A 24,768-nucleotide genomic window follows, 5' to 3' on the forward strand; every position below is an offset into this window, starting at 1 on the left:
CTGTCCCTCTCAGACGTTCACGGCCGCCGCGGCGGCGAACCGGTTGACGGGGCGGGGAAGGCCGAGGGTCGCGCGCAGGGTGGCGGCAGGCCGTGGCGCGCGCCGCAGACCCGCGGCCGTCAGCTCGGGCAGGACCCGCCCGGCCAGGACCGGCAGGTCGACGGCGAGGACGGCGGGGTGCAGCCTGACCCCGTCCACCGCGTCGGCCAGCCGGGTCAGCAGCGACACCAGGGAGCGCGGGGAGCCGACGTGCCGCAGCCTGCCGGAGTCCGGCCAGGGGGCCCACCCGTCCAGCTCGGCGAGCCGGGCGGCAGCGGGAACCTCGACGCCCCGGCCTCCGCGTCCAGGACCACCTCGAGCTCCGCGAACACCAAGGGCGGGCCGTCCGTGGGACTGGATCCGCCGCCGGACGCGGCGGCGGTGGCGGCGGCCTCGACGGCGGCGGCCCTGACGGCGCCCGCACGTGCCGCGACCGCGTCGACGTCGTGCCCGCCGACCAGGACCACGTCGGCGCGCGCCGCGACATCCAGCTCCTGAGGAGCCAGGACGACGAGCTGGCCCTGAGGCGGACGCGGCGTGATCAGCGGGCCCTTGACCGTGAAGGAGGGACCCTCGAAGTCGATGTGATGCACCTTGCGCCGGTCCAGGAAGCGGCCGGTCGCCGCGTCCCGGATGACGGCGTCGTCCTCCCACGTGTCCCACAGGGCGCGGGCGGCGTCGATGACGTCGGCGGCCTCGCGCAGCAGCGCGGGGGAGGGGAGCGGGTTCCGGCCGACGGTGGCGAGATCGCCCTCGTCGGCGGTCGCCCCGACCACCCAGCCGGCCCGGCCGTGCGAGGCGTGGTCCAGGGATGCCAGCTGGGTGGCGAGATGGAACGGTTCCGTGGTCGTCACCTGGAGGGTGGGCGCGAGACCGATCCGGTCGGTCAGCCGCGAGACGTACGCGGCCCGGGTCCCGGCCTCCAGCCTGCCGACCGTCTCGGGCCCGGATGCCGGCGGCCGGGGCGCGTCCGCGAGGGTGACGAGGTCGAAGCCGGCGTCCTGGGCCGCGGCGACCACCTCCCGCAGCGTTCCCGGCGCCGTGAGGGCGGCGGGCGGGCGGCCCGAGCGGCGCCATGCGGCGGGGTGCGCGCCCGCGCCGTCGGCCTCCAGGGCCAGCCGCAGGCGGGAGGGCGGGGTGGTGCGGGTCCGGTGATCAGTCATGGGAGCGTCCTCTGCTCGAAGGGGGAGCGGGGTGCGACGGGTCGCGGCGCTGCGCCGGCCTCCGCCCGGACGAAGGCGCCGGCGACCGTGTTCGTCGTCATGAGGGTCCGCGCCGCCGACCGACGGTGATCGATGCGTCAGGCCCGGGCCGGCACGGCGGCACGGCCGGGCAGCGTGAGCCCGAGGTTCTCCCGCAACGTGGCCCCGCGGTAGTCGGTTCCGACGATCTTGCGCCTGCGCAGCTCGTGCAGCAGGCCGTTGACGACGAAGTCGTGCTGACGCGGGTCCGCGAGGCCGTTGACCAGGATCGCGTCCAGGACACCCGCCCGGAAGCGCTCCTGCACGGTGTCGGCGATCTGCTCGGGCGTCCCGGCCACAGCCCAGTGCCCGGTGTCCTGGGCGGCTATGACGAGTTCCCGCAGGGTGTGGCCGGAGCGCGCGTAACCGCTGAAGATGCCGACCCGGCCCCGGCGACGGTTGACCGAGGTGATGTCGGGCAGCAGGCTCTCCGGCAGCGGCCGGTCGAGAGGGAGTTCCGTCAGGTCGACACCGCCGCCGAGCATGTCCGCGACCTGGGCACGACCGCGTTCGAAGTCGATCGACTCGCGCCTCTCGCGCACCAGCCGGCGGGCCTCCTCCTCACTGGCGCCGTAGGTGGCGTGCAGGGAGGACAGGATGAGCGGCAGCCCGTCGCCCCGTCCGAACCGCCGTGCCTCGGCACGTATCCTCGCCGTGAAGTCCGCCGCGATGTCCAAGGTGGGCAGCGAGGTGAAGACGATCTCGGCGTACCGGGCGCCGAGTGCCCGGCCCGCCTCGGACTGCCCGGCCTGGATCTGCACCGGCCGCCCCTGCGGCAACGGCGGGATGTTGAGCGGTCCGGCCACCTCGAAGAACCGGCCGCAATGGCCGATCCGGTGCACGCGGTCACGGTCCAGCACCGCCCTGCCGTCCGCGCCGACGCTCAGGGCACCGGGCTCCCAGCTGTCCCACAGCGCGTTGACCACCTCCAGCGTCTCCGCGGCACGCGCGTAACGCTCCTCGGGGCTCGGCAGCACGCCGCCGAAGTTCTCCTCGCCGACCGCCGAGGTCACCAGGTTCCAGGCGGCCCGCCCGTTGCTGACATGGTCGAGCGTCCCGAACAGCCGGGCCAGGTTGAAGGGGTGGTGGAAGGTGGTCGAGACCGTGGCGACCAGACCGATCCGCGACGTGACCTGGCTGAGCGCGGAGACGAACACCAGCGGTTCCTGAGACCCGATGCTGCCCTGCGCGTCGAAGCTCAGCAGGTCGGCGGTGAACAGCGCGTCGATCCGCGCGGCCTCCGCGAGCCTCGCCACCTCCACGGCCTGGTCCAGGGTCGACCGGGTGGGATCGACCGCCAGGTCGTAGATCGCCGAGGTGTCACCGGCTCCGGTCACGGTCTTCAGAGTCCTGGGCTGCGTACTCACAGGGCGTCCCATCTCGCCGGCCGTCAGCTGAACGCCGGCCGACACGGTTTCGGAGGTGAAGGAGAGGTCCGCGGCGGTGTCCGGTGCTTGGCGCCCACCGCCGGGACGTGCCGGCAGGCGACACTGCGGAGCGGGCCTGGACCGGGCCGGACACGGCACCTGGAAGATGCCACGCAGCGACGATGCGCCGGGGGCGGTCAGCCGGGCAAGGAAGTCGGCAACACGTCACAGACACGACATGAAACGCCCGCGCTCGCAGCACTGCGGAAACAGGGGCGCATTGCTGAAGCGGGGCCGGAGACACCGGGAAGCCCCGCGAGGGGCTCCCGGCACCTCCGCCACCGGTGATCCCGGCGTCACCCGCGCACGGCGGCCCCGCGGAGCGGGATCACGCCGCTCGCTCGTGAGGGATCTTCTCGCCGGCCTCGATCGCGACCGGGAGCCGGTTGCCGGCGGGTGGCAACGGGCAGGTCGCGAAGTCCGTGTAGGCGCACGGCAGGTTGGCCGCGCGGTTGAAGTCCAGCACCACCCTTCCGTCCGGGTCCGGCGCGTCGACGCGCAGCGACCTGACGGCCGCGTACGTGGTCAGGCCCGAAGTCGCGTCGTCGAACAGCACCAGGAGGCTGCCGGGGGAGCCCCCGTCGAACGCCGTCACACTCAACTCTCGGCCGTCGAGGGCGAACTCGATGCGTCCCGGCGCGTCGTACACGTGCTGCAGCCCCTCGACGGCCGCGCCCACGGTCGTCGGCCGCGGCTCGGCGAAGGGCGTGTAGCGGCCGGTGAGCACCCAGCGCGGGTCCGGCGCGTACGCGGGCGTCCCCGAGAACGAGGTGCGCAGCGGATGTCCGGGGTGGCGCGGCCGGACCAGGTCCTGGCCACCGCGCCTGGCGACCTCGATCACCGCGTCCTTCCAGACGGCGTTCACGCCGCCGCGTTCCGGAAGCACCCCGAAGGAATGCCGGCCACGCACCGCCGTGCCGTCGACGACGAGTTCCTCACCGTCGTCGAGCACGACGGTGACGCCGTCCTCGCCCGTCGACCAGGTGCCGGGAGCGTCCGGGAAACGCTGCGGGTCGACGGTCAGCCAGTGCTGCCCGGTGATGGCGAGAAATCCGTGGGCGTCGGCGAGGGTGGCCTCCTGCCGGCGGTGCCACGCCTCCCACTCCGCGGTGAACGCGGCGAGGGCCGCCACGTCTGCCGGGCCGGCGGCGGAATCCTGGACGGTCATGTGTGCTCCTCCTGGCGGTACCTGCGGTCTTCTCGGTCCTCGCGTTCCTCTCGGCCCCCGCGGTCCGTGGGCGACGGCGCGGCTGTGCGCCGGAGGTCCCTTCCGGCGGTCATCCGTCCTGCCCGGTGCGTAGCGGATCGCCCCAGCTCCCCGCGAAGAACGTCTCCGCGAGGGGACGCCGCTCGCGGGTGGCGGTCTCTCGGACCCGCAGCTCCTCCGGGAGCAGATCCGCCGGAGCCAGGGCGCCGACCGCCGTGACGGACAACGGCCGGTAGTCGTCGGGGATGTTCAGCGCCGTGCTCAGCGCCGCCGGGTCGAAGCCGCCCATCTGGTGGGCGTGCAGCCCCAACGCCGTGCTCTGCACGGCGAGTTGCGCCACGGCCAGTGCGGTGTCGTACGACGGGTCGTGGTGCGGAGTGCCGTCCTCGCGCAGTTCCGCCGCCACGGCGGCCAACAGCAGCGAACTCCGGTCCGCCCAGGACTGGTTGCCGGGCCTCAGGGCTCCGAGAATCCGCTGGTACGTGCTGTCGCCGCGCCGGCCGACCAGGAAGCGCCAGGGCTGAGAGTTGCCGGCGGACGGGGCCCAGCGGGCCGCTTCGAGGAGCGTGAGCAGTTCCTCGTCGCCGATGGTGTGCGTGGCGTCGAAGGAGCGCGGGCTCCAGCGCCCGGCCAGCAACGGGTGCACGGAGACGGCCTGTTCCGTCAGGGGAAGGGACATACGTCTGATGCCTTGCCTTTCGTCGCCCGGCCGGCGCGGCGACCGCGGCACAGCCGCCGACCGCAAGGGTGTACGACTGGGTGCGGCCTGAACGGGTCGGGCCGGAGGTGGGATCACGAGCGTGACAGCAAGAAGGCCGCGAAGGGCGGCGGGACGCGCGGGCGCGGTGAGCGCCGTCGGTCAGCGTCCGGCGGAACAGGACATGGTGGTCACGCGCACGAAGTCCACGTGGCGGCGACACACGAGCATGCTCATGCGCGCAGCAAAGCACACCGCGGGCGACCGGCGCCAGTGGCCCCCCGGCCCCGTGCCCAGTGGCCCCCGGCCCCGGCCCCGCGCCCGCCGGGCCGCGCGGGTCCGTCCCCCGGCACGGCGCTCGGCGAGAAGGCCGCCGCGCCGCGCCCGGCCGTCCGCAGGATGCCGGCCGGCCGAGCCGGTGCGTGTCCGCCCGCCGTGGCCGACCGGGGCCGATGCCCTCGCACCCGGATCCGCCGGGCGGTACCGGGCGGCCCCCGGCGTGAACCGGCCACCCCGTCCCACGGCGTCTGTCGTACGACTGACACGAGTTCGTCACACGTGACGAGGAATTCCCCTGTGCGCGCGGCGAGTTGGCCATGGCATGACCGTTGGAGTGACACTCGATCCCGCCGCGACCACGATCGACGACACGGTGCGGCTCGCCCGGGAGGCCCACGAAGTGGGCCTGCGTTCGGTGTGGTTCGGGCAGGCAGCCGGCCATGACTCGCCCTCGCTCGCCGCGATCGTCGGCCGCGAGGTGCCCGGACTGCACGTCGGGACCGCCGCGATCCCCATCTTCGGACGCCATCCCCTGCTGGTCGCCGGCCAGGCCCGAACGGCGCAGGCAGCCACCGGGGGCCGGTACCACCTGGGGCTCGCCCTCGGCGCACCGAAGTTGATCGAGGCCGGTTTCGGCATCCGCTACGAGCGCCCCATCGCGCTCCTGCGTGAATTCCTCACCGCCTTGCGCCAGTTGACCCAGGACGGCAGTGCCGACTTCCACGGCGAACTGCTGACCGCCACCACGCCGCGCCCGGCGGCGGTGCCGGGGGCCGAGCCGCCCGTGCCGCTCCTGGTCGCCGCCATGGCTCCGCAGTCGCTGCGCGCCAGTGGCGAACTCGCCGACGGGATCATCCCGTTGCTGGCCGGACCGCGCGCGCTCGCCGAGCACATCGTGCCGGCCGTCACCGCGGCGGCCGAGGCCGCCGGAAGGCCGGCACCCCGGATCGTGGCCTGCCTGCCCGGCGTGGTGACCGCCGACGTCGAGGCCGTGCGGGAGAACGCGGTCCGTACCCTCGCCTTCTACGAGTCGATCCCCTCCTACCAGCGGGTCATCGGGCTCTCCGGCGCCACCAGGGCCGCCGACCTGGCGGCCGTCGGGGACGAGGAGACCCTCGCCGCGGAGGTGCGACGGTACCGGGAGGCGGGTGCCACGGAGGTCGTCGTCACCGCGACCGACCTGGGCGACGAGGCCGACCGGCGCCGCACCTGGAAACTGCTCGGGGAGCTGGCGGACGACTGAGCCGACCGCGACCCGTCCGGAAACGCGCCCTCGTGATGCTCGACCGCCGGCTCGACGCGGCGCGGTTGACGGATCGCCGGCCGTACTGCTCAATGGGTCCCATGCCAGCCGGGAAGCGCCTCGTTACGCGCGGCCACATCGACCTCTGCCGGGTGTGGTCGGCAGCGTGTCGCGCCTGATCCGGTAACGAGCCGTTCGACCGGCCGTTCTCCTCCTGCGGCGACACCGCCCACGGGCCGGACGGCGTCCGCGTCACCGGGCGACGCCGGACAGGCCGCCGCAGCTTCCGGCCGGGCCATGCCCCGGCCGCATCACCCAGCACACCTCACTCTCCCCGGGTGATCGCCGCCCCGCTCACGGAGGGCCTCCGTGTCATGCCCGCGGACGACCTTCTCCTTCGAGACATGAGAAAGGCTCACTCGCCATGAGGAGGTCGCCGAGCGCGACGCCGAGCGGCGGCCTCGTGGCCCGGAGAACCTCGACCCGATCCTCGCGGCGGTGCGTGATGCGTGACCTCCGCCGCACGGCCGCCGGGTCCGGCCGCCGGACCGTCGTGCGGATGCCGGACTCCGATCCACCGATCGGGCCGTCCCCCGGACAGGAAGGACCACAAGTGCCGTGAAGTTCCTCGCCATCACCTTGATCGTGCACGCCCCGGGCCCGGTGACCGGCGTCAAGAAGCCGACCACCGAGCGCTTCCGGGAGGTGATCGACAACGCGCGGCTCGCCGAGGAGCTGGGCTTCGACGGCTTCGGCGTGGGCGAACGCCACGAGCGGCCGTTCATCTCCTCCTCGCCCCCGGTCGTCCTGAGCCACATCGCGGCGCTCACCTCGCGCATCCGGCTGTTCACAGCCGTCACCACGCTCAGCCTGCTCGACCCGGTGCGTGCCTACGAGGACTACGCCACCTTGGACCACCTGTCCGGCGGACGGCTCGAGTTGATCATCGGCAAGGGCAACGGCACCGCCCAGCGGGAGCTGTTCCACGTCACTCCCGAGGACCAGTGGGAGCGCAACGCGGAGAGCTACGAGGTCTTCCGGCGGATCTGGCGGCAGGACAAGGTGACCGCCGGGACGCACTTCCGCCCGGAACTCAGGGACGCCGAAGTGTGGCCCCGGCCCCTCCAGCAGCCGATCCGCGTCTGGCACGGAAGCGCCACCAGCCGTGAGTCGGTCGACCTCGCCGCCCGACACGGCGACCCGCTGCTCTCGGCCAACGTCACCAACCCCATCGAGCCGTACGCCGAATTGATCAGCTACTACCGGGAGCGCTGGCAGCACCACGGCCACGACCCGGCGCGCATCGCGGTCGGCGCCGGCTCGGCGGGCTTCCTGGTCGCCCGGACCTCGCAGGAGGCCCTCGGCGCGTACCGCCCGGTGTTCGAAGGCCATCTCGCCCTGCAACGACGCCTCGGCGTGGAACCGGTGTTCCCCACCCTCGAGGACTTCGTGGAGCGCAGTTCGGCACTGGTCGGCAGCCCCCAGCAGGTCATCGAGAAGGTGCACCGCTACCACGAGCGCCTCGGGCACACGGTGCTGCACCTGCACGCGGACGCCGGCGGGCTCGACGGGAAGACGCACCGGTCCTCGCTGGAGCGCTTCCAGTCCGAGGTGGCTCCCGTGCTGCGGCACGAGATTCCCGACCCGCCCTTCTGGGGGCCGGTGCTCGCCTGAGCGCCCGCCCTCGTCCGCCGACCACCGAGGAGACCTGCCATGTCCCGCATCCCGCTCGGCGTCCTGGACCTCGTCCCGATCCCCTCCGGGGCCACGGCGCCGCAGGCGCTGCGCGACTCCATCGACCTGGCCCGGCGCACCGAGCAGTTCGGCTACGCCCGTTACTGGTTCGCCGAGCACCACCTCAACCCCGGTGTCGCCGGCACCTCGCCCGCCGTGGTCCTGGCCCTGACCGCCTCCGCCACCTCGCGGATCCGCCTCGGCTCCGGTGCCGTCCAGCTGGGTCACCGCACCGCGCTGTCCACGGTCGAGGAGTTCGGGCTCATCGACGCGCTCCACCCCGGCCGGCTCGACCTCGGCCTGGGGCGCTCCGGAGGCCGCCCGCCCGGTCCGCCGGCGGACCCGCCGCCCGGCACCGCCCCGGTCGTCGACGGCCGTGCCCCGGGCGGGCTGCTGATCCCACCGCGGTTCTCCTCCCGGAACCTCGCCGGCTCGCCGAGGTTCGCCCTGCAGCGCGCACTGCTTCAGCAGCCGGGCGCGCGATCGCAGGACTACGCCGAACAGATCGGCGACATCCTCGCCCTGCTCGCGGGCACCTACCGTTCGCCCGAGGGCATCGAGGCACACGCCGTCCCGGGCGAGGGAGCCGACGTCGAGGTGTGGATCCTCGGCAGCAGCGGAGGCGAGAGCGCGCAGGTGGCGGGCGGCAACGGACTGCGTTTCGCGGCCAATTACCACGTCAGCCCCGGCACCGTCCTCGAGGCGGTGGCCGGTTACCGGGCCGCGTTCAAAGCGTCCGGCGTACTCGAGCGGCCCTATGTCAGCGTCTCGGCCGACGTCGTCGTCGCCGGGGACGACGGCACCGCACGAGAGCTCGCCACCGGCTACGGCCTGTGGGTGCGCGGCATCCGCAGGGCGGAGGGTGCCATCGAGTTCCCCACACCGCAGGAGGCCCGCGCGCACGACTGGAGCGACGAGGACCGGGCCCTGGTCGCGGACCGCGTGGACACCCGGTTCGTCGGCTCCCCGCGGCGGGTCGCCGACCAGCTGGAGCAGCTCCAGGAGGCCACCGGCGCCGACGAGCTGCTGATCACCACCATCACCCATGACCACGCCGACCGGGTCCGTTCCTACGAGCTGCTCGCCGAGGAGTGGCGCCGCCGCTGAGCCCGCGGGACGAACCCGGGCGGTGCGGGCGGTGCCGGCAGCCCGGCCGGGCAAGGGTCCGCCGGGCGGCCCCGGGGCCGGGCCGGGGTCCCTTCGAGGACCCCGCGGGTGTGCGGTAAAGTGCTGTTCGCGCGATCACGCGGTACCTCCACGGGGGGCCACGGACAGCGCATCGGGACGTGGCGCAGCTTGGTAGCGCACTTGACTGGGGGTCAAGGGGTCGCAGGTTCAAATCCTGTCGTCCCGACTGAGAAGTCGCAGGTCAGGGCCGGTTTCGGAGAGATCCGAAACCGGCCCTGACCCGTTCGCGCCGTCGGCCGGCCGGTCGGTCCCGGTGTCCGTGCCGGCCCTGGACGGCCCGTTTTGCGCCGGAGTCGTCCGGTCGCTCTCCGTCACGGCTGCCGGAAGACACGGATCTTCGACTGGCCGTGCGGGAGGCGTTCCCAGTCGTCCATGAATCCGGCCCTCAGCCCGTGCCTCCCGGCGAGGGCGAGCAGCGTCTCCGTGCGGTAGTAGAAGTCCTCCCGCAGCACCTGGTGCTCCTTCCCCTCGGTGCGGTCGAAGGTGAAGTCGAACCAGCCGCCGGGGGCGAGCACCCGGCCGACGTTGGCCAGGCACTCCTCGACGACCGGCAGCGGCGAGTGCGAGAAGACGCTGTGCGCGTGCACCACGTCGAAGTGACTGTCGGGCAGGAAGCGGAGCGTCAGGTCCCGCACCGGGGTCAGGACCGGGAGCCGGTCCCGCAGGTCCATGCGGACGATCGTCTCCTGGGCGGCGAACAGGATGTCGGGGGAGATGTCGATGCCGTAGTAGTGCCCGGGATCCAGGTGCCGGACGAAGCGCCAGCCGCCCCGCAGATTGCCGCAGCCGATGTCGAGCATCCGGTGCTCCGGCCGCAGCCCGTGACCGACGAGGTAGTCGAACTGCAGGGCTCCCAGCGCCATCCAGCGCTCCCGGCTGCCGCTGCCCACCGCCGCGTCGGGGCCGGCCCGGGTGTCGGACCGCATGACGGCCCGGTAGTACGAGACGTGGTCCGGTGACGTGCGGCGCAGCCACAGGTCACGGGCGGCCCGGGAGAGGTGGCGCGGCACCCGGTCGGGGTGCCGCAGCGCGTAGCCGATGCGGTGGCCGAGGGAGGCACGGTTGACGCTGAGCTTCTTCTCCGGCATGGCCCCTCTCTACCGTGCGGACCGGCGGCCCGCCCCGCCCCGCGCGCCCGATTCGCCCGTTCGGCCGCCGCCCCTCGCCGGGACGGCGGCCCGGACGCCGGGGCCGGGCCGCCGTCCCGGCAACCGGGGTCCGGCCGCGGGCCCGGCAACCGGGGTCCGGCGGCGGGCCCGGCCACCGGGTTCCCGCCGCCGGCCCGACCCCGGTGGCCGCCCTCGCGTGAGGTCAGTCGGCGGGCAGGGTGACGCGCTCCGGAATGGCGTCGTAGGCGCTCTCGTCGAGGCGGTCCACCGAGCCGTCCGCGACGGCGTCGACCAGCCCGCCCAGGCCGGTCTCGATCTGCTTGGCGAGCATGCCGTTGCGCTTCATCCCGTCGTACTGGGTCTGCGACGACGTCTCGAACAGCACCACCGCGGAGCCCCGCAGCTGGTACGAGCCCAGCGCGGTGCCGGGGAGGTTGGTGTCCTGCGGGTAGAGGGTGAGGTGACCGAAGCCGGAGTCGCCACGCGACTGCAGCGCCTGGTGGACCGCCACGTTCGCCCGCTTCGAGGCGTCCAGGTCGAACTTGGGCCAGTCGCCGAACTCCGACGGGTCGTCGATGAACTTGGCCGATATCGACAGCGGCGACATGTTCTCCAGGTCGTCGGTCGCGTAGCAGGGCCACTGGTTGTGCAGGTCGACGAAGTAGTCGACGGTTCCGAACTCCGCCTCCAGCGCCCTGTAGACGTCGCGGGAGGTCCGCGCCTCGGGGGTGATGTACCAGCCCGTGTCCGCGCTGTCGCCCGGGAAGTCCTGCGCGGCGGGGACGTAGTCCAGGTCGGGGTTGAAGTCGCGGTTGACGTCGAAGCCGCCGACGCGGGCGTTGTAGTTCCAGGCCGGCGCGACCCCGGCGAGCTGCGGGAAGTCCGCGACGGCATCGTCCCAGGTCATCGCGTTCTGCCGCCGGTCGAGCTCGCCGCCGTCCACGTTCAGGCGCGGGACGACCACGACGGTGACCTGCTCCCGCAGCTCGCGGGCCGCCGGGGTGTTCGCGCCCCACCGCTTGAGCAGCTCCAGGGCGGCCTCGGTGCCGTGCATCTCGTTGCCGTGGATCTGGGTCTGCACGAACACCACCTTGTCGCCCTCGCCGACGCGGGCGGTGTGGATCGCCCTGCCCTGCTGGGAGTGACCGGCCACCTCGACGTCGACGACGCCGCCGGTGCTCGCCTCCAACTGCTCGAGGGCGCGGGTCAGCTGCGCGTGGTCGACGAAACCGTTGCTTCCGGAGCCGCCGGCCTCGGTACCGCAGTGGGAGGTGGGCGGGATCGCCGCCGCGGTGGTGGCGGTCGCGGTGACGGCCGCGGTACCGAGCCCGGCGGTCAACGCCATGCCGGCCAGCCCCGCGATCCAACGGCGCACGGACATACCTACTCCTCAGGTGTTGCGGACAACTTCCCAGGTGTGGTGCGTGATCACCATAGGAGCCCGTGGTGCCGCTGTGAACATGGTGGATACAAGGAATTGGCCCGGCGGTCACCGCGTCCTCGTGGCGAGGAGCCGGCACGGACCGCGGCGACGCGGTGGCGCGGGCGAACGGCGAAGGGCCGCCTCCGCGACGCGTCAGGCGTCGCGGAGGCGGCCCCGGGGTCCGGCCGCCGGTACCTCAGGCGTCCTGCCCGCCGGCCCGTCCCGCCTGCTGCACGACCTCGAACGACCACAGCGTGGACCCGCTCGCGGCCGGCTTCGGCCGCTCGCCGCCCTCGGCCTGGCCGCCGCCCTGGTGGGCGGCCTTCATCGGGCCCTCCATCCAGGCCTGGAACGACTCGTCGTCACGCCAGCGGGTGTAGACGAGGTAGTTGTCGGTGCCCTCCACGGGGCGGAGCAGCTCGAACCACTCGAACCCGTCGGAGTTCTCCACGGCGTGCGCCCGAGAGGCGAAGCGCTTCTCCAGCACCTCCCGCTGCTCGCTCGGCACATTGAGTACGTTGATCTTCACGACGCTCATGCCCTCATCCTGCCGCACCGCCTCGGCGGTTCCGCAACCGGCTCGCGTGCCGGCCGCCGAGCGGCTCCCGGGCCGGGCCGCCTCGCGGCGCCGGAGGTCCGGCCCGGGACGGTCCGTCGCGCGAGGAGGGTCGCAGTCGGCCCCCGTTTCGGGCAAGGTGAACATCCGGGGCGGAAGTTCCGGTGGGTGCGCCGGGCCCGCCCCCGGGCGGGAGGGCGCATGGCCGAGCCGGTCAGGGGCTGGATATGGAGCCACAACCTGCTGCCTTTCCTCCAGTTGCTCTCCCATTACGCCGGCTACGCCTTCGACGGCACGGACTGGCTGACCGTCGAGGCGGGCGTCGACGGCACCGACGACGAACGCGCGGACGGCTGGTACTCCTACCCGCTCGTCGGAACCCGTGCCGCACCGGAGGTCGCGCTCGCCCGCGCCGCGGGGACCGACGTGCTGATGGTCACCGTCACCGGGCTCGCCGACGCCGAACTGCGGCTGCGCGCGGACACGTTGATCTCCGCCTTCGCGAGCATGTGACGCGACGTGCCGCCTATGCTCGCCGGATGCTGACGACGAGCGGGCGGACCGACGCCCAGGTGGCCGTCGCCGCCGCGCGTGCGGGGGCCTCGGTGGTGCGCGAGATGTACGGCGGCTCTCCGGAACGGTTCGACAAGGGCGCCGGGGACTTCGCCACCGCGGCCGACCTGGCCGCCGAGCAGGCCATCCTGGACGTCCTGCGGACCCTGCGCCCCGACGACGCGGTGACGGGGGAGGAGAGCGGCGCCACCGGGGCGGCGGAGGCCGGCCGCAGGTGGCTCGTCGACCCCCTCTGCGGCACCCTGAACTACGCGGTGCACAACATGCTCGTCGGCGTGAACGTCGCGCTGCGCGGAGGCGGCCGGGTGGTCGCCGCCGCCACGGCGGACCCCTTCGCCGACGAGGTGTACTGGACCGACACCGACCGCGCGCGGCTCCTCGCCCGGGACGGCGCGGAGACCCGGCTGACGCCCTCACCCGGCTCCCACCTCGTCGACCTCAACCTCGACCCGCCCTTCCCCAACGCCCCCGGCTTCCTGGCCGCCCGCCTGCTCGCCGACCCCGCCTTCACCGCCCGCTTCCGGCCCCGGGTCGTCTCCACCACCCTGGCCGTCGCGTGGGTCGCCGCGGGCCGCCGGGCCGCGTACGTCACCGACGGAGACCTGCGCGACAGCGTGCACTTCCCGGCCGGAATCGCCCTGTGCGAAGCCGCCGGATGCGTGGTCACCGGACTCGACGGCGAGCCCCCGTACACCGGCGCCAACGGCCTGATCGCCGCGGCGGACCACGAGACCCACGCCGCTCTGCTGGCCATGGCGCGCAGCCGGGCCGACGCCTGACGGCGGGCATCCGGATGCGGGGCCCGTGACCGCCCCCCTACCCGGCCGTGCCCAGGACCTCGCGGCAGTCGGTCCACGCCCGGTCGCTCAGCAGGTGCCGGAGACGGGTGAAGAGGACCAGCAGGTCCGGACCCCACCGCTGCCGGAACTCCGGGTCCACCCGGGCGATGTCCAGCTCGTTGACCGCCGACAGCTCCGCGAAGTCACGCAGCCGCCGGGGCGTCGGTACGAAACCCCGCCCGGTGAACCGGTCGTGGAAGACGGGGGAGGGACCGCCGAGACCTGGGTAGGTGGCGGCGCGGTCGCAGGACGCGTACAGGTGGACCAGGGCCTCGGCCTCCGGGCCGATCACCCCGGCCAGCTCGGCCCGGTGTTCCAGGGGCAGGAGCGCGGTGGCGAATCCGTCCGTGCCGTAGAAGGCATGGCACAGGCCCGCGAGCCGGAGGGCCGGGCGGGCTCCCCAGTCCGACAACCGCGTATGCACCCGCGTCAGGTGGGCGTGGAGGGTGCCACCGGGGTGGGGGATGTCCGCCGCGCCGGAACGGAGCAGCAGTTCCACGGCGCGGGCGGCGGGGGAGTCGGGCACGGGGATCGCGTCCTTTCGTTCCCGGTGACGCGGACCCGCAGATCCTCTTCCGGCACCCGGACCCCAGTCAATCCTGAGATTTCCTCCCTACTCCTCAGCTTCACCTTGGAGGGAGAGCGGCCGCTCCCGGGCCGCTCCGGCCGGACGGGGGAAACGGGAGGGGCGGCAACCGTTCGCAAGGTGACAAACTCGGAGCTTCCGGACGGTGGAGGTGCGGGTGGACTACGACGCTGTGGCCGACGAGCTGTACGGGGCGCGCCCCGAAGAGTTCACCGCGGTGCGCGACGAGCGGGCCGCCCGGGCGCGCAAGGAGGGGGACCGCGAGCTGGCGGCCCGGATCAAGGCCCTGCGCAGGCCGAGCCTCTCGGCCTGGGCCTGCAACCTGCTGGTCCGCGAGCGCCGGGAGGAGACCCGGCCGCTGCTGCGACTGGGCGAGGCCCTGCGGCAGGCCCACCTCGACCTCGACGGGGCAGCCCTGCGCGAACTGTCCCGCCAGCAGCACCTGCTCGTGGCCGCCCTGGCCCGGCAGGCCGTCGAGCTCACCGAGCGGGCCGGACACCGGGTGGGGGAGGGAGCACGGGAGGAGGTCGAGGCGACGCTTCGTGCCGTGCTGGCCGACCCGGACGCGGCGCGCGTCTGGGCCGAGGGGCGACTGGCCAAGCCGCTCACCGCGGCCACGGGGTTCGCGGCGGCGATGGCCGGTGCGGCACCGCCCGACCTGCGGCTGGTGCCCCCGCCGGAACAGGGCGGGGCCGGGGACGGCGACGTCGAGGAGGCGGCTGCGGAGGAACCCCGGGCGCGCGCCGGCCGCGCCTCCCGGCGCGACGAGGACCCCACCGCCCGCACGAAGGGGCGTGCCCGGGAGAACAAGGCCGTTGACAGGAACCGCGGGGCCGAGGACCGCGAGGCGGCCGAGAACGAACGCCGCGCCCGGGAACGCGAGGCGGCCGAGCAGGAAGGCCGCGCCCGGGAGCGCGAGGCCGCCGAGAACGAACGCCGCCGTCGCGAGCGTGAGGCCGCCCGCCAGGAGGCCGACGAGGCGGCCCGCGCCTCGGCCGAGGAGGAGGAGGCGGCCGCCGGCGCCGACCGGGAGGCGCGGGAGGCCGCCGACCGCGTCACGGCCGCGAAGCAGCGCGTCGCCGGCCTGGAGGGCGAGCTCCGCGCGGCCCGCGCCGGAACCCGCGAGGCGGAGTCCGCGGCCCGCGCCGCCCGCGACCGGGCCAAGGACGCCGCCCGCCGCCTCCGCGAGACCCGCCGCCGCGAGTCTGCGGCCAGGGCCCGGGCCGAACGCTCCACGGACGACCGGACCGGCAGCTCCGGTAACCGATGAGGCACGGGTCCCGCGCGGCCGTCACGTGCGGCGAGGACGGACGAGGCTGACGCGCACGGCCGGCAGCGCCGCCCGACCGCGTGGGCTGACCGTGCGGCCCGGTCGCAGCCTGCCCGCGCGGCCCGATCGCGCGCCCTGACGGCGCGCGGCCTCAAGCGGCCCCGAAGGCGGTGAACGCCCACCCGGTGGCCAGGTGCACCGCGTCGCCCGGAAGGGCCGCGCGGGCGTCGCGCAACGCCTCCGCCAGCGACAGCCCGCACGCCAGCCCCTTGTGCAACGCCAGCATCAGCGGAACCACCGCCGCGTCGTTCACCGGCGTGCTGCTCGCCACCACCCCGGCCGTGCCCAGCGGCAGCAACGCCGTCACCAGGCCCAGCAGTTCGTCCGCGCCGACCGGCGCCAGCCGCGCCGTGTCGCAGCTGGAGAGGATGAGCCGGTACGGGCTGCGTTCCAGCCGCTCGAAGTCGTGCACGGTCAACGGCCCGTCGGCCATCCGCAGCGAGGAGAACAGCGGGTTGTCCGCGCGGAAGACGCCGTGCGCGGCGATGTGCGACAACGACGCCCCGTCCAGCGCCCGCAGCACCGACGCGGCCCGCGCCCCGTCCCCCTCCAGCAGGGTCAGCCGCCCGTAGACGTCGGCCAGTTCGGGGACCTCGGCACCGCCCGTGGCCAGTCCCGGCCCGCGCACCAGGACCTGGCGGCCCGCCGGCGGCGACGCGGTCTCCCGGGCGCTCAGCCAGGCCCCCGCAGACGGGGACACGCTCACCACCCGGTCCCGCAGGGACGGCAGCAGCGCCCACGGCACCCGGTGCAGCCGCCCCGGCGGCACCACGACCACCGGCCCCGGCCCGAGCTCCCCGGCCGCGGCGCCGAGCAGCAACTCCTCCAGCCGCCGCCCGGCCGCCTCCAGCAGCGGCAGCCGCGCCGCACCCCCCGGGTGGGCCAGCCGCCGCAGACCCGCCTGCACCAGCTCCGCCTCCGCGACCGCGCGGGACAGCCGCCCGCCCGTGAACCTGCGCACCCGGCCGCCGCCGCACAGCAGCACCCGTACCCGGTCGTCCAGCACCACCAGCTCGACCAGCTGCCCGCCGTCGCGCTCCAGCCGCTCCAGCAGCGCCCCGGGGTCCAGGCGCCTGCCGTCCCCCGCGCCGCCGCCCCGCGCCCGCAGGGTCCGCGCCCGGATCTCCCGCTCCAGACGCCGCTGCTCGCGCTCCAGCGCCGGGACCGGACGCCCGTCACGGCGCGCCTCCTCGGCCCGCGAGGCGATCTCCCGGAACGACGTCAGGTCCGCCAGCAGCCCCGGGTCCTCGGGAGGCCGGGCGGCCGGCGCCGCCAGCGCGACGGCACGCCACCGCTCGCTCCACTCCAGCAGCCGCCGCGCCCCTCCGGAGGCCAGCGCGGCCTCCTGGGCCAGCGCCGCCAGCTCGGCGCCCTGCTCGGTCACCCGGGCCCGCAGCTCCGGGGCGCCCAGCGTCGTCCGGTGCTCGTCGAGCACGTCCAGCCCGCGCCGGCAGGACTGGAGCACGCCCCGGCGCGAGCCGGCGGCACGCGCCCGCAGCGCCTGCGCCACCCAGCCCGTCACCCGGGCCTGCGGCGCCCCGCTCCGCCGGGCCCGGGCGGCCCGCGCCAGATGCAGCTCGGCCTCGGCGGGACGGTCCAGCGCCAGCGCGATCCGCCCCGCCAGCAGCGCCGCCTGCGGCGCCGACGGCGAACCGAAGGAGGCCAGCCGCTCGGCCAGCGCCGCCGCGTCGGCCACCATCCGGCCGGTGCGTCGGCCCGCGGCGAACCGGGCCTCGGCCAGCACCAGCCGGGCGTGCGCCTCCCACCACGGCCGCCGCTGCCGGGCGAACAGCCGCACCGCCGCGGCCGCCCGGTCCACCGCCCCGTCCGGGACGCCCGCCGGACCGGCCGCCTGCGCCGCCGTCAGCAACAGCTCCGCCTTGCGGGTCCGCTGCCCGCCCACCCGGTCCAGCGCCGCGATCGCCGCGTCCGCCTCGGTCAGCGCCTCCACGGCCAGCCCGGCCGCCCGCAGCACCTCGCAGCGGCGGATGCTCAGCATGAACGTCGGGGTGCCCAGCGCGGTGTACCGCTCGGCGGCCTCGTCGAACAGCCGCAGCGCCGCCGGGATGTCACCGGCACGGAACGCGGTCAGGGCACGCCACTCGACCACGTCCGCCTTGTCGTGGTCCTGGCCGGTCGTACCCCACAGCTCCTCCGCCGCCGCGAAGTCCGCCTCCGCGCGGTCCACCGCGCCCACCGCCAGGTGCACGGCCGCCCGCAGGGTGAGCGAGCGCGCCACCCAGATCACGTCCCGCGCCTGCCGCAGCACCGGGACCGCCCGCCGGACGTCGTCCAGCGCCTCGCGGTGACGGCCCAGCACCCAGAACGAGTACGCCCTGCGGTACAGCACCCGCGCCCGGGTGTGCGCCGACCCCCGGCCCACGCCCCGCTCGAAGGCAGCCAGCCCCTGGCGGGTCCGCCCCGCGTGCACCAGGGCCACCCCGAGCGTGGCCAGCACGTCGGCCTCCCGGTCCGGCGATCCGGCCCGCGCCGCCAGGTCCCGGGCGCGCCGCAGATGGCGCAGCGCCAGGTCCAGATCGCCGAAGTCCCGCTGCCAGATGCCGATCACCTGATGAGCCACCGACGCGTGCTCCGGCGGCGGACCGGACTCGAGGAGCCGCTCCGCCCTGCGAAGGGCCACGGAAGGCGTGGCGAAGACCATCGGCAGCAGTTCGAGGACGGTACCGCTTCCCGCTGTCATCCCCCGCATGGTAGTAGTCCTGGCCAGGGGTTTCACCAGGGGAGACGTGTGAAGGCGTCGTATCGAAACCCTTACGTTGTATCAAAACTCGTTCGGCGGACTCATCCTGACGACGCGGCAGTCCCGACGACGCCGCAGTCGCCGAAGACCGCCTCACAGGGGGAGGACACCCATGCCGGCCCGGCGCTTCCAAGAACAGTGCGAGCAGGTCCGACGTTCCATGCCCGGTGTACCGCTGGCCGTCGACGAGAGCGGGGGGTTCCTGTACGAGCGCGGCCACCTGCTGGTGCGCGACGGGGAGGACGCCCACCTGGTCGCCGACACGGTGCGCGGCCGGCTGGGGGAGATACCAGGCGCCGCCCGCCGTGAGCGGGTCGGCCCCGCCGGGCCGGGCAACCGCTCCGGCGTGGTGCGGATCCGGGTCGCCGAACCCGCCGGAGCGGCGGAGGACGCCGACCACGCCGTGGCCGGGGCGCTGCGCGCGGTGCGCGCCGTCGAGGACCGCGCCGGCCGCCGCATGGCCTCCCGCAACCACGTCATCTCGCTCACCCCCAACGCCTGCCCGGGCGACGAGCCGGTCCCCGCCCCGCCGGGCGACGGCCCCAACCCCGCCCCCGCCGACCCCGGGCACCAGCCGGAGGCCGCCGTCGGCGTCCTGGTCGTGGACACCGGACTCACCGGCGACCACGCCCGCTGCCCGCAGCTCGTCCGGGTCCACGGCGACCTGGAGACCGCCGAGCGGGACGCCGACGGCCTGCTGCGGCAGTACGCGGGACACGGCACCTTCATCGCCGGCGTCCTGGCCGCCGTCGCCCCGCACACCGACATCACCGTCAGCAACGCCCTCAACGACGCCGGCGCCATCCTGGAGTCCGAGTTCGGCGGCCTCCTCCTCGACGCCGCCGAACAGGCCGGCTGGCCCGCCCTGATCAGCCTCTCCGCGGGCACCTCCACCGGCGGCGACGAGGGTCTGCTGGGCCTGGAGCGCTTCATGGCCGAACTGCTCGACCACCCGGGCACCCTGCTGGTCGCGGCGGCCGGCAACAACGGTAACGACATCCCGTTCTTCCCCGCCGCCTACGCCGCCAAGCCCCGCTACGCCAAGGCGGTCCTCTCCGTGGGCGCGCTGCGCGGCGACGGAGAGGGCCACGCCTGCTTCTCCAACCACGGCCGCTGGGTGGACGTCTACGCCCCCGGCGAGCGCCTCACCGGACCGCTCACCGGTTTCGACGCGCCGGTGCCGTACGTCTACCAGCACTCCAGCTACGACGAGTGCCGGCACGGCGGCGACTACTCCTGCACCTGCCGCTTCCCCGCCCACTCCGGGCTGCTCAGCGCCGACGGCGAGACATCCCCGACGGAGCCGGAGCGCGTCGAGTTCACCGGATACGCGCGCTGGAGCGGCACCTCCTTCGCCACCCCGCTCGTCGCCGCCATGGTCGCCGCGCACATGGCCGCCCACAAGGAGACCGACCCCCGCCGGGCCCGCCGCGACCTGCTGGCCGCCCACAAGAAGGAGACCGCGGAGGTCCGCGGCCGCAGGGCGCCCGCGCTGCGCCCGCCCACCTGGCGTCCCGTCGGCTCCCCCGCGGAGGAGGCATGACGGCCGCGTGCCTGGCCGACCCCCGTACGGCGTACGATGACGTGCCGTACACGAGGGGTGGGGGAGTGGAACGAGCGACAGTCGCGGAGCTGCTGAAGTCCGCGGTGGAGGGCGACCAGGACGCCTGGCGAGCACTGGTGGACGGGCTCAGCCCGCTGGTGTGGTCCGTGGTCCGCGGCCACCGGCTTTCCGAGGCCGACGCCCACGAGGTCTACCAGATCGCCTGGTTCCGGTTCGCCCAGAACCTGGGCCGCATCCGGGAGCCCGAGAAGGCCGGCGCCTGGCTCGCGGCGACCGCGCGCCACGAGTGCCTCAAAGTACTGAGGGCCCAGCGCCGTTGGACGCCCACCGACGACCCCCAGGTGCTGGACCGGCCGTGCGACGGCTGCTCGCCCGAGCAGACCGTTCTGGAGAACGAGGCGGAGGCCGAGCGGGCCGACCGGCACCGCACGGTCTGGGAGGAGTTCGACGCGCTCGGCGACCGCTGCCGCCAGCTGCTGCGCCTGATCATCGCCCAGCCGCCGCCCAGCTACCGCGAGGTGTCCGTCGCGCTGGGGATCGCGGTGGGTTCCATCGGACCGATTCGACAGAGGTGCCTGCGCAGGCTGCGCAAGCGCCTGACCGACCGGGGGGTTCTGTGAACGGCCGGACGACTTTCGACGGGGCGGACGAGGCGGGCGAGCCCTTCGACGAGGCCCAGCTGGCCGAGGTGGAGGGGCTGCTGCGGGAGGCGGCGCTGGTCTGCGACCCGGTGCCGTCCGCGCTGCGCGACGCCGCGCTGGCCGCCTTCGCCCTCCACGACCTCGACGCCCGGCTCGCCGAGCTCACCTTCGACTCCCTGGTCGACGCGGCACCGGTGCGCAGCGCCGTGGAGGCGCCGCGGATGCTCACCTTCGCGGCCGGCGACCTCACCGTGGACGTCGAGGTCGGCGAGGACGGGCTCCTGGGCCAGCTGCTGCCGCCCCAGAAGGCGGGCGTGGAGGTGCTGACCCGCCCCGCCCCGGAGGCGACCGCGTCCTGCGCCGCCGACGCGACGGGCGGGTTCTCCTGCGCCGTCGACGTCACCGGTCCGTTCGCCCTGCGGGTCCGGACCGGCGACGAGGTGGTCGTCACGGAGTGGCTGCGGGTCTGACGGCGGCCCGGGGAGGCGCCCCCGCCAGTGAGGCCCGCCGGGCGGCTCCCACCGGGCGGCTCTCCGGGCGGGCGCCGGCCGGCGGAGGTTCAGCCGGTGGACGTCCACCGGCGGGCGCCGGCCGGTGGACGCGGGCCGGCAAGCGTCACCAGGCGACCGGCAGCGCCTGCGGCCCGCGGATCATGGTCCGCCTGCGCCAGGGCACCTGGTCCGCGGGCACCGCGAGCCGCAGTCCGGGCAGCCGCTCCAGCAGCGTCGTCACCAGCAGCTCCGTCTGGAGCCGGGCCAGCACCGCCCCGGTGCAGAAGTGCGGGCCGTTGCCGAACGCCAGGTGCGGATTGGGGTCACGGGCCAGGTCGATCCCGTCCGGATCGGGGAAGACCTCCGGATCGCGGTTGGCGGCCAGGTACGACACGTACACCGGTTCCCCGGCGGCGATCGTCCTGCCCGCCAGCTCGACGTCCTCCAGCGCGATCCTGGCCAGTCCCACGGTGCTGCGGTGCGGGATCCAGCGCAGCAGCTCCTCCAGGGCCGCGTCCCGCCGGGCGGGGCGGTCCAGCACCCCGCGCATCCGGTCCATCAGCTCCGGCCGAGTGAGCAGCAGGAACAGCATCTGCCCGCAGTTGTGGGTGACCGCCTCGCCGCCGATCTGCAGCGGCCCGGCCACCCCGATCGCCTCCTCCTCGGAGAGCTCGCCGCGGCCGACGGCGGCGCCCAGCATCGCCAGCACGCCGCCCTCCGCGGACGCGTCCTCGCGCCGGGCGCGGATCGTCTCCGTGATCCACCCGTAGAGCCCGGCCTTGGCGCGCTCGGCGGCCTCGGCGCCGCCGGAGGTGGAGATGATCTGCCGGGTCCAGGCGTGCACCCGCTCCCGGTCCGGCTCCGGGACGCCCATCACCTCGCTGACCACGGCCAGCGGGAACGGCTCCAGCACCGTGGCGATCAGGTCCGCGGGCGGCCCCTGGGCCAGCAGGTCACCGACCAGCGGGTCGAGCAGTTCCTGCGCGCGGGGCCGCAGCCGCTTCATCGCGCCGACCGTGAAGGCGCCCGCGAAGGCGCGGCGCAGCCGGTTGTGGTCGGGCTGGTCGGCGAAGGCAAGGGAACCGGGGCGGGGCTTGAAGTGCGGGGCCAGCCGGGTGATCTGCCGTCGGGTCACCTCCGCCCGGCCGAACCGGGGGTCGTTGGTGACGGCGCGGACGTCCTCGTACCGGGTGGCCAGCCAGGCCCAGCCCTCGCCGTGCGGCAGACGGATCCTGGTCAGCGGGGCCTCGCGCATCAGATCGGCCAGCACCGGATCGAAATCGGGGCCGTCGATCTCGGGCGGCACCCATTCCCGGACGGGCGGAGGCGGGGTCGGGGCGGTGATCTCCTGGGTCATGGAACCACCCTGGGCGGGACCGGGGCGCCTGTCGCGTCCGGCTGCTCCGTGCGGCCTCACCGAAGGGCCCGGCCGGACCACGGCGGCCGCCCGGGACGGCACCGCCCCGCCCGGTGTTCCGGGCGGGGCGGTGCGGTGGGACCGGGTGATCCGGCGAGGTCAGGCGCCCAGGGACGCCAGGGCCTCGTTCCAGGTGGCGGAAGGACGCATGACGGCGGCGGCCTTCTCCGGGTCGGGCTGGTAGTAGCCGCCGATCTCGGCCGGCTCGCCCTGCACCGCGTTCAGCTCCTCGACGACCTTCGCCTCGTCGGCGGAGAGCTTCTCGGCCAGCGGCGCGAACGCGGCGGCCAGCTCGGCGTCGTCCTTCTGCGCGGCCAGCTCCTGCGCCCAGTACAGGGACAGGTAGAAGTGCGAGCCGCGGTTGTCGATGCCGCCGACCCGGCGGGTCGGGGACTTGTCCTCGTTGAGGAAGGTCGCCGTGGCGCGGTCCAGCGTGTCGGCCAGGACCTGGGCCTTGGCGTTGCCGGTGACCTTGGCGAACTGCTCGAGGGACGGCACCAGGGCGAAGAACTCGCCCAGGGAGTCCCAGCGCAGGTAGTTCTCCTTGACCAGCTGCTGGACGTGCTTCGGGGCGGAGCCGCCGGCGCCCGTCTCGAAGAGGCCGCCGCCCGCCATCAGCGGGACGACCGACAGCATCTTGGCGCTGGTGCCCAGCTCCAGGATCGGGAAGAGGTCGGTCAGGTAGTCGCGCAGCACGTTGCCGGTCACCGAGATGGTGTCCAGGCCCTGGCGGATGCGCTCCAGGGAGAACTTGGTCGCCTCGACCGGCGCCATGATCTCGATCTGCAGGCCCTCGGTGTCGTGCTCCGGCAGGTACGCCTGGACCTTCTCGATCAGCTTGGCGTCGTGGGCGCGCTCGGCGTCCAGCCAGAAGACGGCCGGGGCGCCGGTGGCGCGGGCACGGGTGACGGCCAGCTTCACCCAGTCGCGGATCGGGTCGTCCTTGGTCTGGCAGGCGCGGAAGATGTCGCCGGCCTCGACCGGCTGCTCCAGCACCACGTCGCCCTTGGCGTCGACCAGGCGGACGGTGCCGGCCTCGGCGATCTCGAAGGTCTTGTCGTGGGAGCCGTACTCCTCGGCCTTCTGCGCCATCAGGCCGACGTTGGGGACCGAACCCATGGTCGACGGGTCGAGGGCGCCGTTGGCGCGGCAGTCGTCGACGACGGCCTGGTAGACGCCGGAGTAGCTGGAGTCCGGCAGGACGGCCAGCGTGTCGGCCTCCTGGCCGTCCGGGCCCCACATGTGGCCGGAGGTGCGGATCATGGCCGGCATGGAGGCGTCGACGATGACGTCCGAGGGGACGTGCAGGTTGCTGATGCCCTTGTCGGAGTCGACCATCGCCAGGGCCGGGCCCTCGGCGAGCTCGGCGTCGAAGGACGCCTTGATCGCGTCACCCTCGGGGAGGGACTCCAGGCCCTTGTAGATGCCGCCCAGACCGTCGTTGGGGGAGAGGCCGGCGGCGGCCAGCTGCTCGCCGTACTGCGCGAAGGTCTTGGGGAAGAAGGCGCGCACCACGTGACCGAAGATGATCGGGTCGGAGACCTTCATCATCGTGGCCTTCAGGTGCACGGAGAACAGGACGCCCTCCTCCTTGGCGCGGGCGACCTGCGCCGAGAGGAACTCGCGCAGCGCGGCGGCGCGCATCACGGAGGCGTCGACGACCTCGTTCTCGAGGACCGGCACCGACTCGCGCAGCACCGTGGTCCCGCCGGCGGCGGTGACCAGCTCGATGCGCAGCGAACCCGCCTCGGAGATCACGGCGGACTTCTCGGTGGAGCGGAAGTCGTTCTCGCCCATGGTCGCGACATTGGTCTTCGAGTCCGAGGACCAGGCGCCCATGCGGTGCGGGTGGTTCTTGGCGTAGTTCTTCACCGACGCGGGGGCGCGGCGGTCGGAGTTGCCCTCACGCAGGACCGGGTTGACCGCGGAGCCCTTGACCTTGTCGTAGCGGGCGCGGATGTCGCGCTCCTCGTCGGTCTTCGGGTCGTCCGGGTAGTTCGGCAGCTCGTAGCCCTGCGCCTGCAGCTCGGCCACGGCGGCCTTCAGCTGCGGGATGGACGCCGAGATGTTCGGCAGCTTGATGATGTTGGCCTCGGGCTTCTTGGCCAGCTCGCCGAGCTCCGCCAGGGCGTCCGGGATCCGCTGGTCCTCACGGAGGTACTCCGGGAAGACCGCGAGGATGCGGCCGGCCAGCGAGATGTCACGCGTCTCCACGGGGACACCCGCCTGCGCGGCGTACGCCCGCACGACCGGCAGGAACGAGTACGTCGCCAGGGCCGGCGCCTCGTCGGTGTGCGTATAGATGATGGTCGAGTCAGTCACCGGGTGCTCCGCTCCACGTCTGCAACATTGCTCGACATCAAGATATCTCGTGATCGTGGTGGCGTGACCCCCGGCCCGCCTCTTCCACCGCACCGCCCCGC

The 24,768-nt window shown here is 74.4% G+C and carries 21 protein-coding genes and 1 tRNA gene; 10 read left to right on the forward strand and 12 right to left on the reverse strand.

Annotated elements, in window-relative coordinates:
• Positions 1-9: 9 nt before the first annotated feature.
• From GBN72_RS35080 to GBN72_RS06285, 5 genes are all read right to left on the reverse strand, one after another.
• Positions 10-228 carry a hypothetical protein gene (locus GBN72_RS35080; RefSeq protein ID WP_246212277.1) on the reverse strand — a complete coding sequence of 73 codons (219 nt, stop codon included), beginning with the start codon at positions 226-228 and terminating at the stop codon, positions 10-12.
• Complete coding sequence (locus tag GBN72_RS06270) at positions 216-1,202, reverse strand: LLM class flavin-dependent oxidoreductase (RefSeq protein WP_246212279.1); 987 nt, start codon at positions 1,200-1,202, stop codon at positions 216-218. The genes GBN72_RS35080 and GBN72_RS06270 overlap by 13 nt, the downstream gene beginning before the upstream one ends.
• 137 nt (positions 1,203-1,339) lie before the next feature.
• A complete protein-coding gene (locus GBN72_RS06275; RefSeq protein ID WP_246212281.1) occupies positions 1,340-2,617 on the reverse strand; it encodes an NtaA/DmoA family FMN-dependent monooxygenase in 1,278 nt (425 codons plus the stop codon).
• Positions 2,618-3,035: 418 nt separating this feature from the next.
• A complete protein-coding gene (locus GBN72_RS06280) occupies positions 3,036-3,875 on the reverse strand; it encodes a DUF1684 domain-containing protein (protein ID WP_151770567.1) in 840 nt (279 codons plus the stop codon).
• 109 nt (positions 3,876-3,984) lie between these two features.
• Complete coding sequence (locus tag GBN72_RS06285) at positions 3,985-4,593, reverse strand: nitroreductase family protein (RefSeq protein WP_151770568.1); 609 nt, start codon at positions 4,591-4,593, stop codon at positions 3,985-3,987.
• A gap of 619 nt (positions 4,594-5,212) precedes the next feature.
• Here GBN72_RS06285 and GBN72_RS06295 point away from each other — a divergent pair.
• The 4 genes from GBN72_RS06295 to GBN72_RS06310 all read left to right on the forward strand — a co-directional run bounded on the left by GBN72_RS06295 (position 5,213) and on the right by GBN72_RS06310 (position 9,221).
• Positions 5,213-6,133 carry a TIGR03564 family F420-dependent LLM class oxidoreductase gene (locus GBN72_RS06295; RefSeq protein ID WP_151770570.1) on the forward strand — a complete coding sequence of 307 codons (921 nt, stop codon included), beginning with the start codon at positions 5,213-5,215 and terminating at the stop codon, positions 6,131-6,133.
• 618 nt (positions 6,134-6,751) lie between these two features.
• Entirely contained in the window at positions 6,752-7,807 is a 1,056-nt protein-coding gene (locus GBN72_RS06300; protein ID WP_151770571.1) for an LLM class flavin-dependent oxidoreductase, read from the forward strand.
• A 39-nt stretch (positions 7,808-7,846) separates the two neighbouring features.
• Positions 7,847-8,974 carry an LLM class flavin-dependent oxidoreductase gene (locus GBN72_RS06305; RefSeq protein WP_151770572.1) on the forward strand — a complete coding sequence of 376 codons (1,128 nt, stop codon included), beginning with the start codon at positions 7,847-7,849 and terminating at the stop codon, positions 8,972-8,974.
• 173 nt (positions 8,975-9,147) lie between these two features.
• Positions 9,148-9,221 (forward strand) — tRNA-Pro (locus GBN72_RS06310).
• Positions 9,222-9,366: 145 nt separating this feature from the next.
• On the opposite strand, the gene GBN72_RS06315 is transcribed toward GBN72_RS06310, so the two are convergent.
• The 3 genes from GBN72_RS06315 to GBN72_RS06325 all read right to left on the reverse strand — a co-directional run bounded on the left by GBN72_RS06315 (position 9,367) and on the right by GBN72_RS06325 (position 12,125).
• Positions 9,367-10,143, reverse strand: coding sequence for a class I SAM-dependent methyltransferase (locus GBN72_RS06315; RefSeq protein ID WP_151770573.1), 777 nt, complete (start codon positions 10,141-10,143; stop codon positions 9,367-9,369).
• A 223-nt stretch (positions 10,144-10,366) separates the two neighbouring features.
• Positions 10,367-11,545, reverse strand: a complete 1,179-nt coding sequence (locus tag GBN72_RS06320; protein WP_151770574.1) for a M14 family zinc carboxypeptidase — start codon at positions 11,543-11,545, stop codon at positions 10,367-10,369.
• A gap of 238 nt (positions 11,546-11,783) precedes the next feature.
• Positions 11,784-12,125, reverse strand: a complete 342-nt coding sequence (locus GBN72_RS06325) for an antibiotic biosynthesis monooxygenase family protein (protein WP_151770575.1) — start codon at positions 12,123-12,125, stop codon at positions 11,784-11,786.
• A 219-nt stretch (positions 12,126-12,344) separates the two neighbouring features.
• On the opposite strand from GBN72_RS06325, the gene GBN72_RS06330 reads away from it, so the two are divergent.
• Together GBN72_RS06330 and GBN72_RS06335 are read left to right on the forward strand one after the other, a co-directional pair.
• Positions 12,345-12,656, forward strand: coding sequence for a hypothetical protein (locus GBN72_RS06330; RefSeq protein ID WP_151770576.1), 312 nt, complete (start codon positions 12,345-12,347; stop codon positions 12,654-12,656).
• A 26-nt stretch (positions 12,657-12,682) separates the two neighbouring features.
• Positions 12,683-13,495 carry an inositol monophosphatase family protein gene (locus tag GBN72_RS06335; protein WP_151770577.1) on the forward strand — a complete coding sequence of 271 codons (813 nt, stop codon included), beginning with the start codon at positions 12,683-12,685 and terminating at the stop codon, positions 13,493-13,495.
• A 37-nt stretch (positions 13,496-13,532) separates the two neighbouring features.
• Here GBN72_RS06335 and GBN72_RS06340 read toward each other — a convergent pair whose 3' ends face one another.
• Complete coding sequence (locus tag GBN72_RS06340; RefSeq protein WP_246212282.1) at positions 13,533-14,081, reverse strand: DUF6817 domain-containing protein; 549 nt, start codon at positions 14,079-14,081, stop codon at positions 13,533-13,535.
• Positions 14,082-14,298: 217 nt separating this feature from the next.
• On the opposite strand from GBN72_RS06340, the gene GBN72_RS06345 reads away from it, so the two are divergent.
• Positions 14,299-15,411 carry a hypothetical protein gene (locus GBN72_RS06345; RefSeq protein WP_151770578.1) on the forward strand — a complete coding sequence of 371 codons (1,113 nt, stop codon included), beginning with the start codon at positions 14,299-14,301 and terminating at the stop codon, positions 15,409-15,411.
• A gap of 151 nt (positions 15,412-15,562) precedes the next feature.
• On the opposite strand, the gene GBN72_RS06350 is transcribed toward GBN72_RS06345, so the two are convergent.
• Positions 15,563-18,172 carry a CHAT domain-containing protein gene (locus tag GBN72_RS06350; RefSeq protein WP_151770579.1) on the reverse strand — a complete coding sequence of 870 codons (2,610 nt, stop codon included), beginning with the start codon at positions 18,170-18,172 and terminating at the stop codon, positions 15,563-15,565.
• A gap of 172 nt (positions 18,173-18,344) precedes the next feature.
• Between GBN72_RS06350 and GBN72_RS06355 the strand changes: the two genes are divergently transcribed.
• The 3 genes from GBN72_RS06355 (at position 18,345) to GBN72_RS06365 (ending at position 20,907) form a co-directional block, all read left to right on the forward strand.
• On the forward strand, positions 18,345-19,775 hold the full coding sequence (locus GBN72_RS06355; protein WP_151770580.1) for a S8/S53 family peptidase: 1,431 nt from the start codon (positions 18,345-18,347) through the stop codon (positions 19,773-19,775).
• A gap of 65 nt (positions 19,776-19,840) precedes the next feature.
• Entirely contained in the window at positions 19,841-20,416 is a 576-nt protein-coding gene (locus GBN72_RS06360) for an RNA polymerase sigma factor (protein ID WP_164540409.1), read from the forward strand.
• A complete protein-coding gene (locus tag GBN72_RS06365; protein ID WP_151770582.1) occupies positions 20,413-20,907 on the forward strand; it encodes a hypothetical protein in 495 nt (164 codons plus the stop codon). Before GBN72_RS06360 ends, GBN72_RS06365 begins: the two co-directional genes overlap by 4 nt.
• Before the next feature lie 145 nt (positions 20,908-21,052).
• Here GBN72_RS06365 and GBN72_RS06370 read toward each other — a convergent pair whose 3' ends face one another.
• Together GBN72_RS06370 and GBN72_RS06375 are read right to left on the reverse strand one after the other, a co-directional pair.
• Positions 21,053-22,285: a cytochrome P450 gene (locus GBN72_RS06370; RefSeq protein ID WP_151770583.1), complete on the reverse strand. Its 1,233-nt coding sequence runs from the start codon at positions 22,283-22,285 to the stop codon at positions 21,053-21,055.
• A gap of 159 nt (positions 22,286-22,444) precedes the next feature.
• The gene (locus tag GBN72_RS06375; protein WP_151770584.1) at positions 22,445-24,667 is read right to left on the reverse strand and encodes an NADP-dependent isocitrate dehydrogenase; all 2,223 of its coding nucleotides are present in this window, start codon (positions 24,665-24,667) and stop codon (positions 22,445-22,447) included.
• Positions 24,668-24,768 lie beyond the last annotated feature (101 nt).

Origin of the sequence: Streptomyces abyssomicinicus, from assembly GCF_008974245.1 — a bacterium.
GTDB classification, from domain to species: domain Bacteria; phylum Actinomycetota; class Actinomycetes; order Streptomycetales; family Streptomycetaceae; genus Streptomyces; species Streptomyces abyssomicinicus.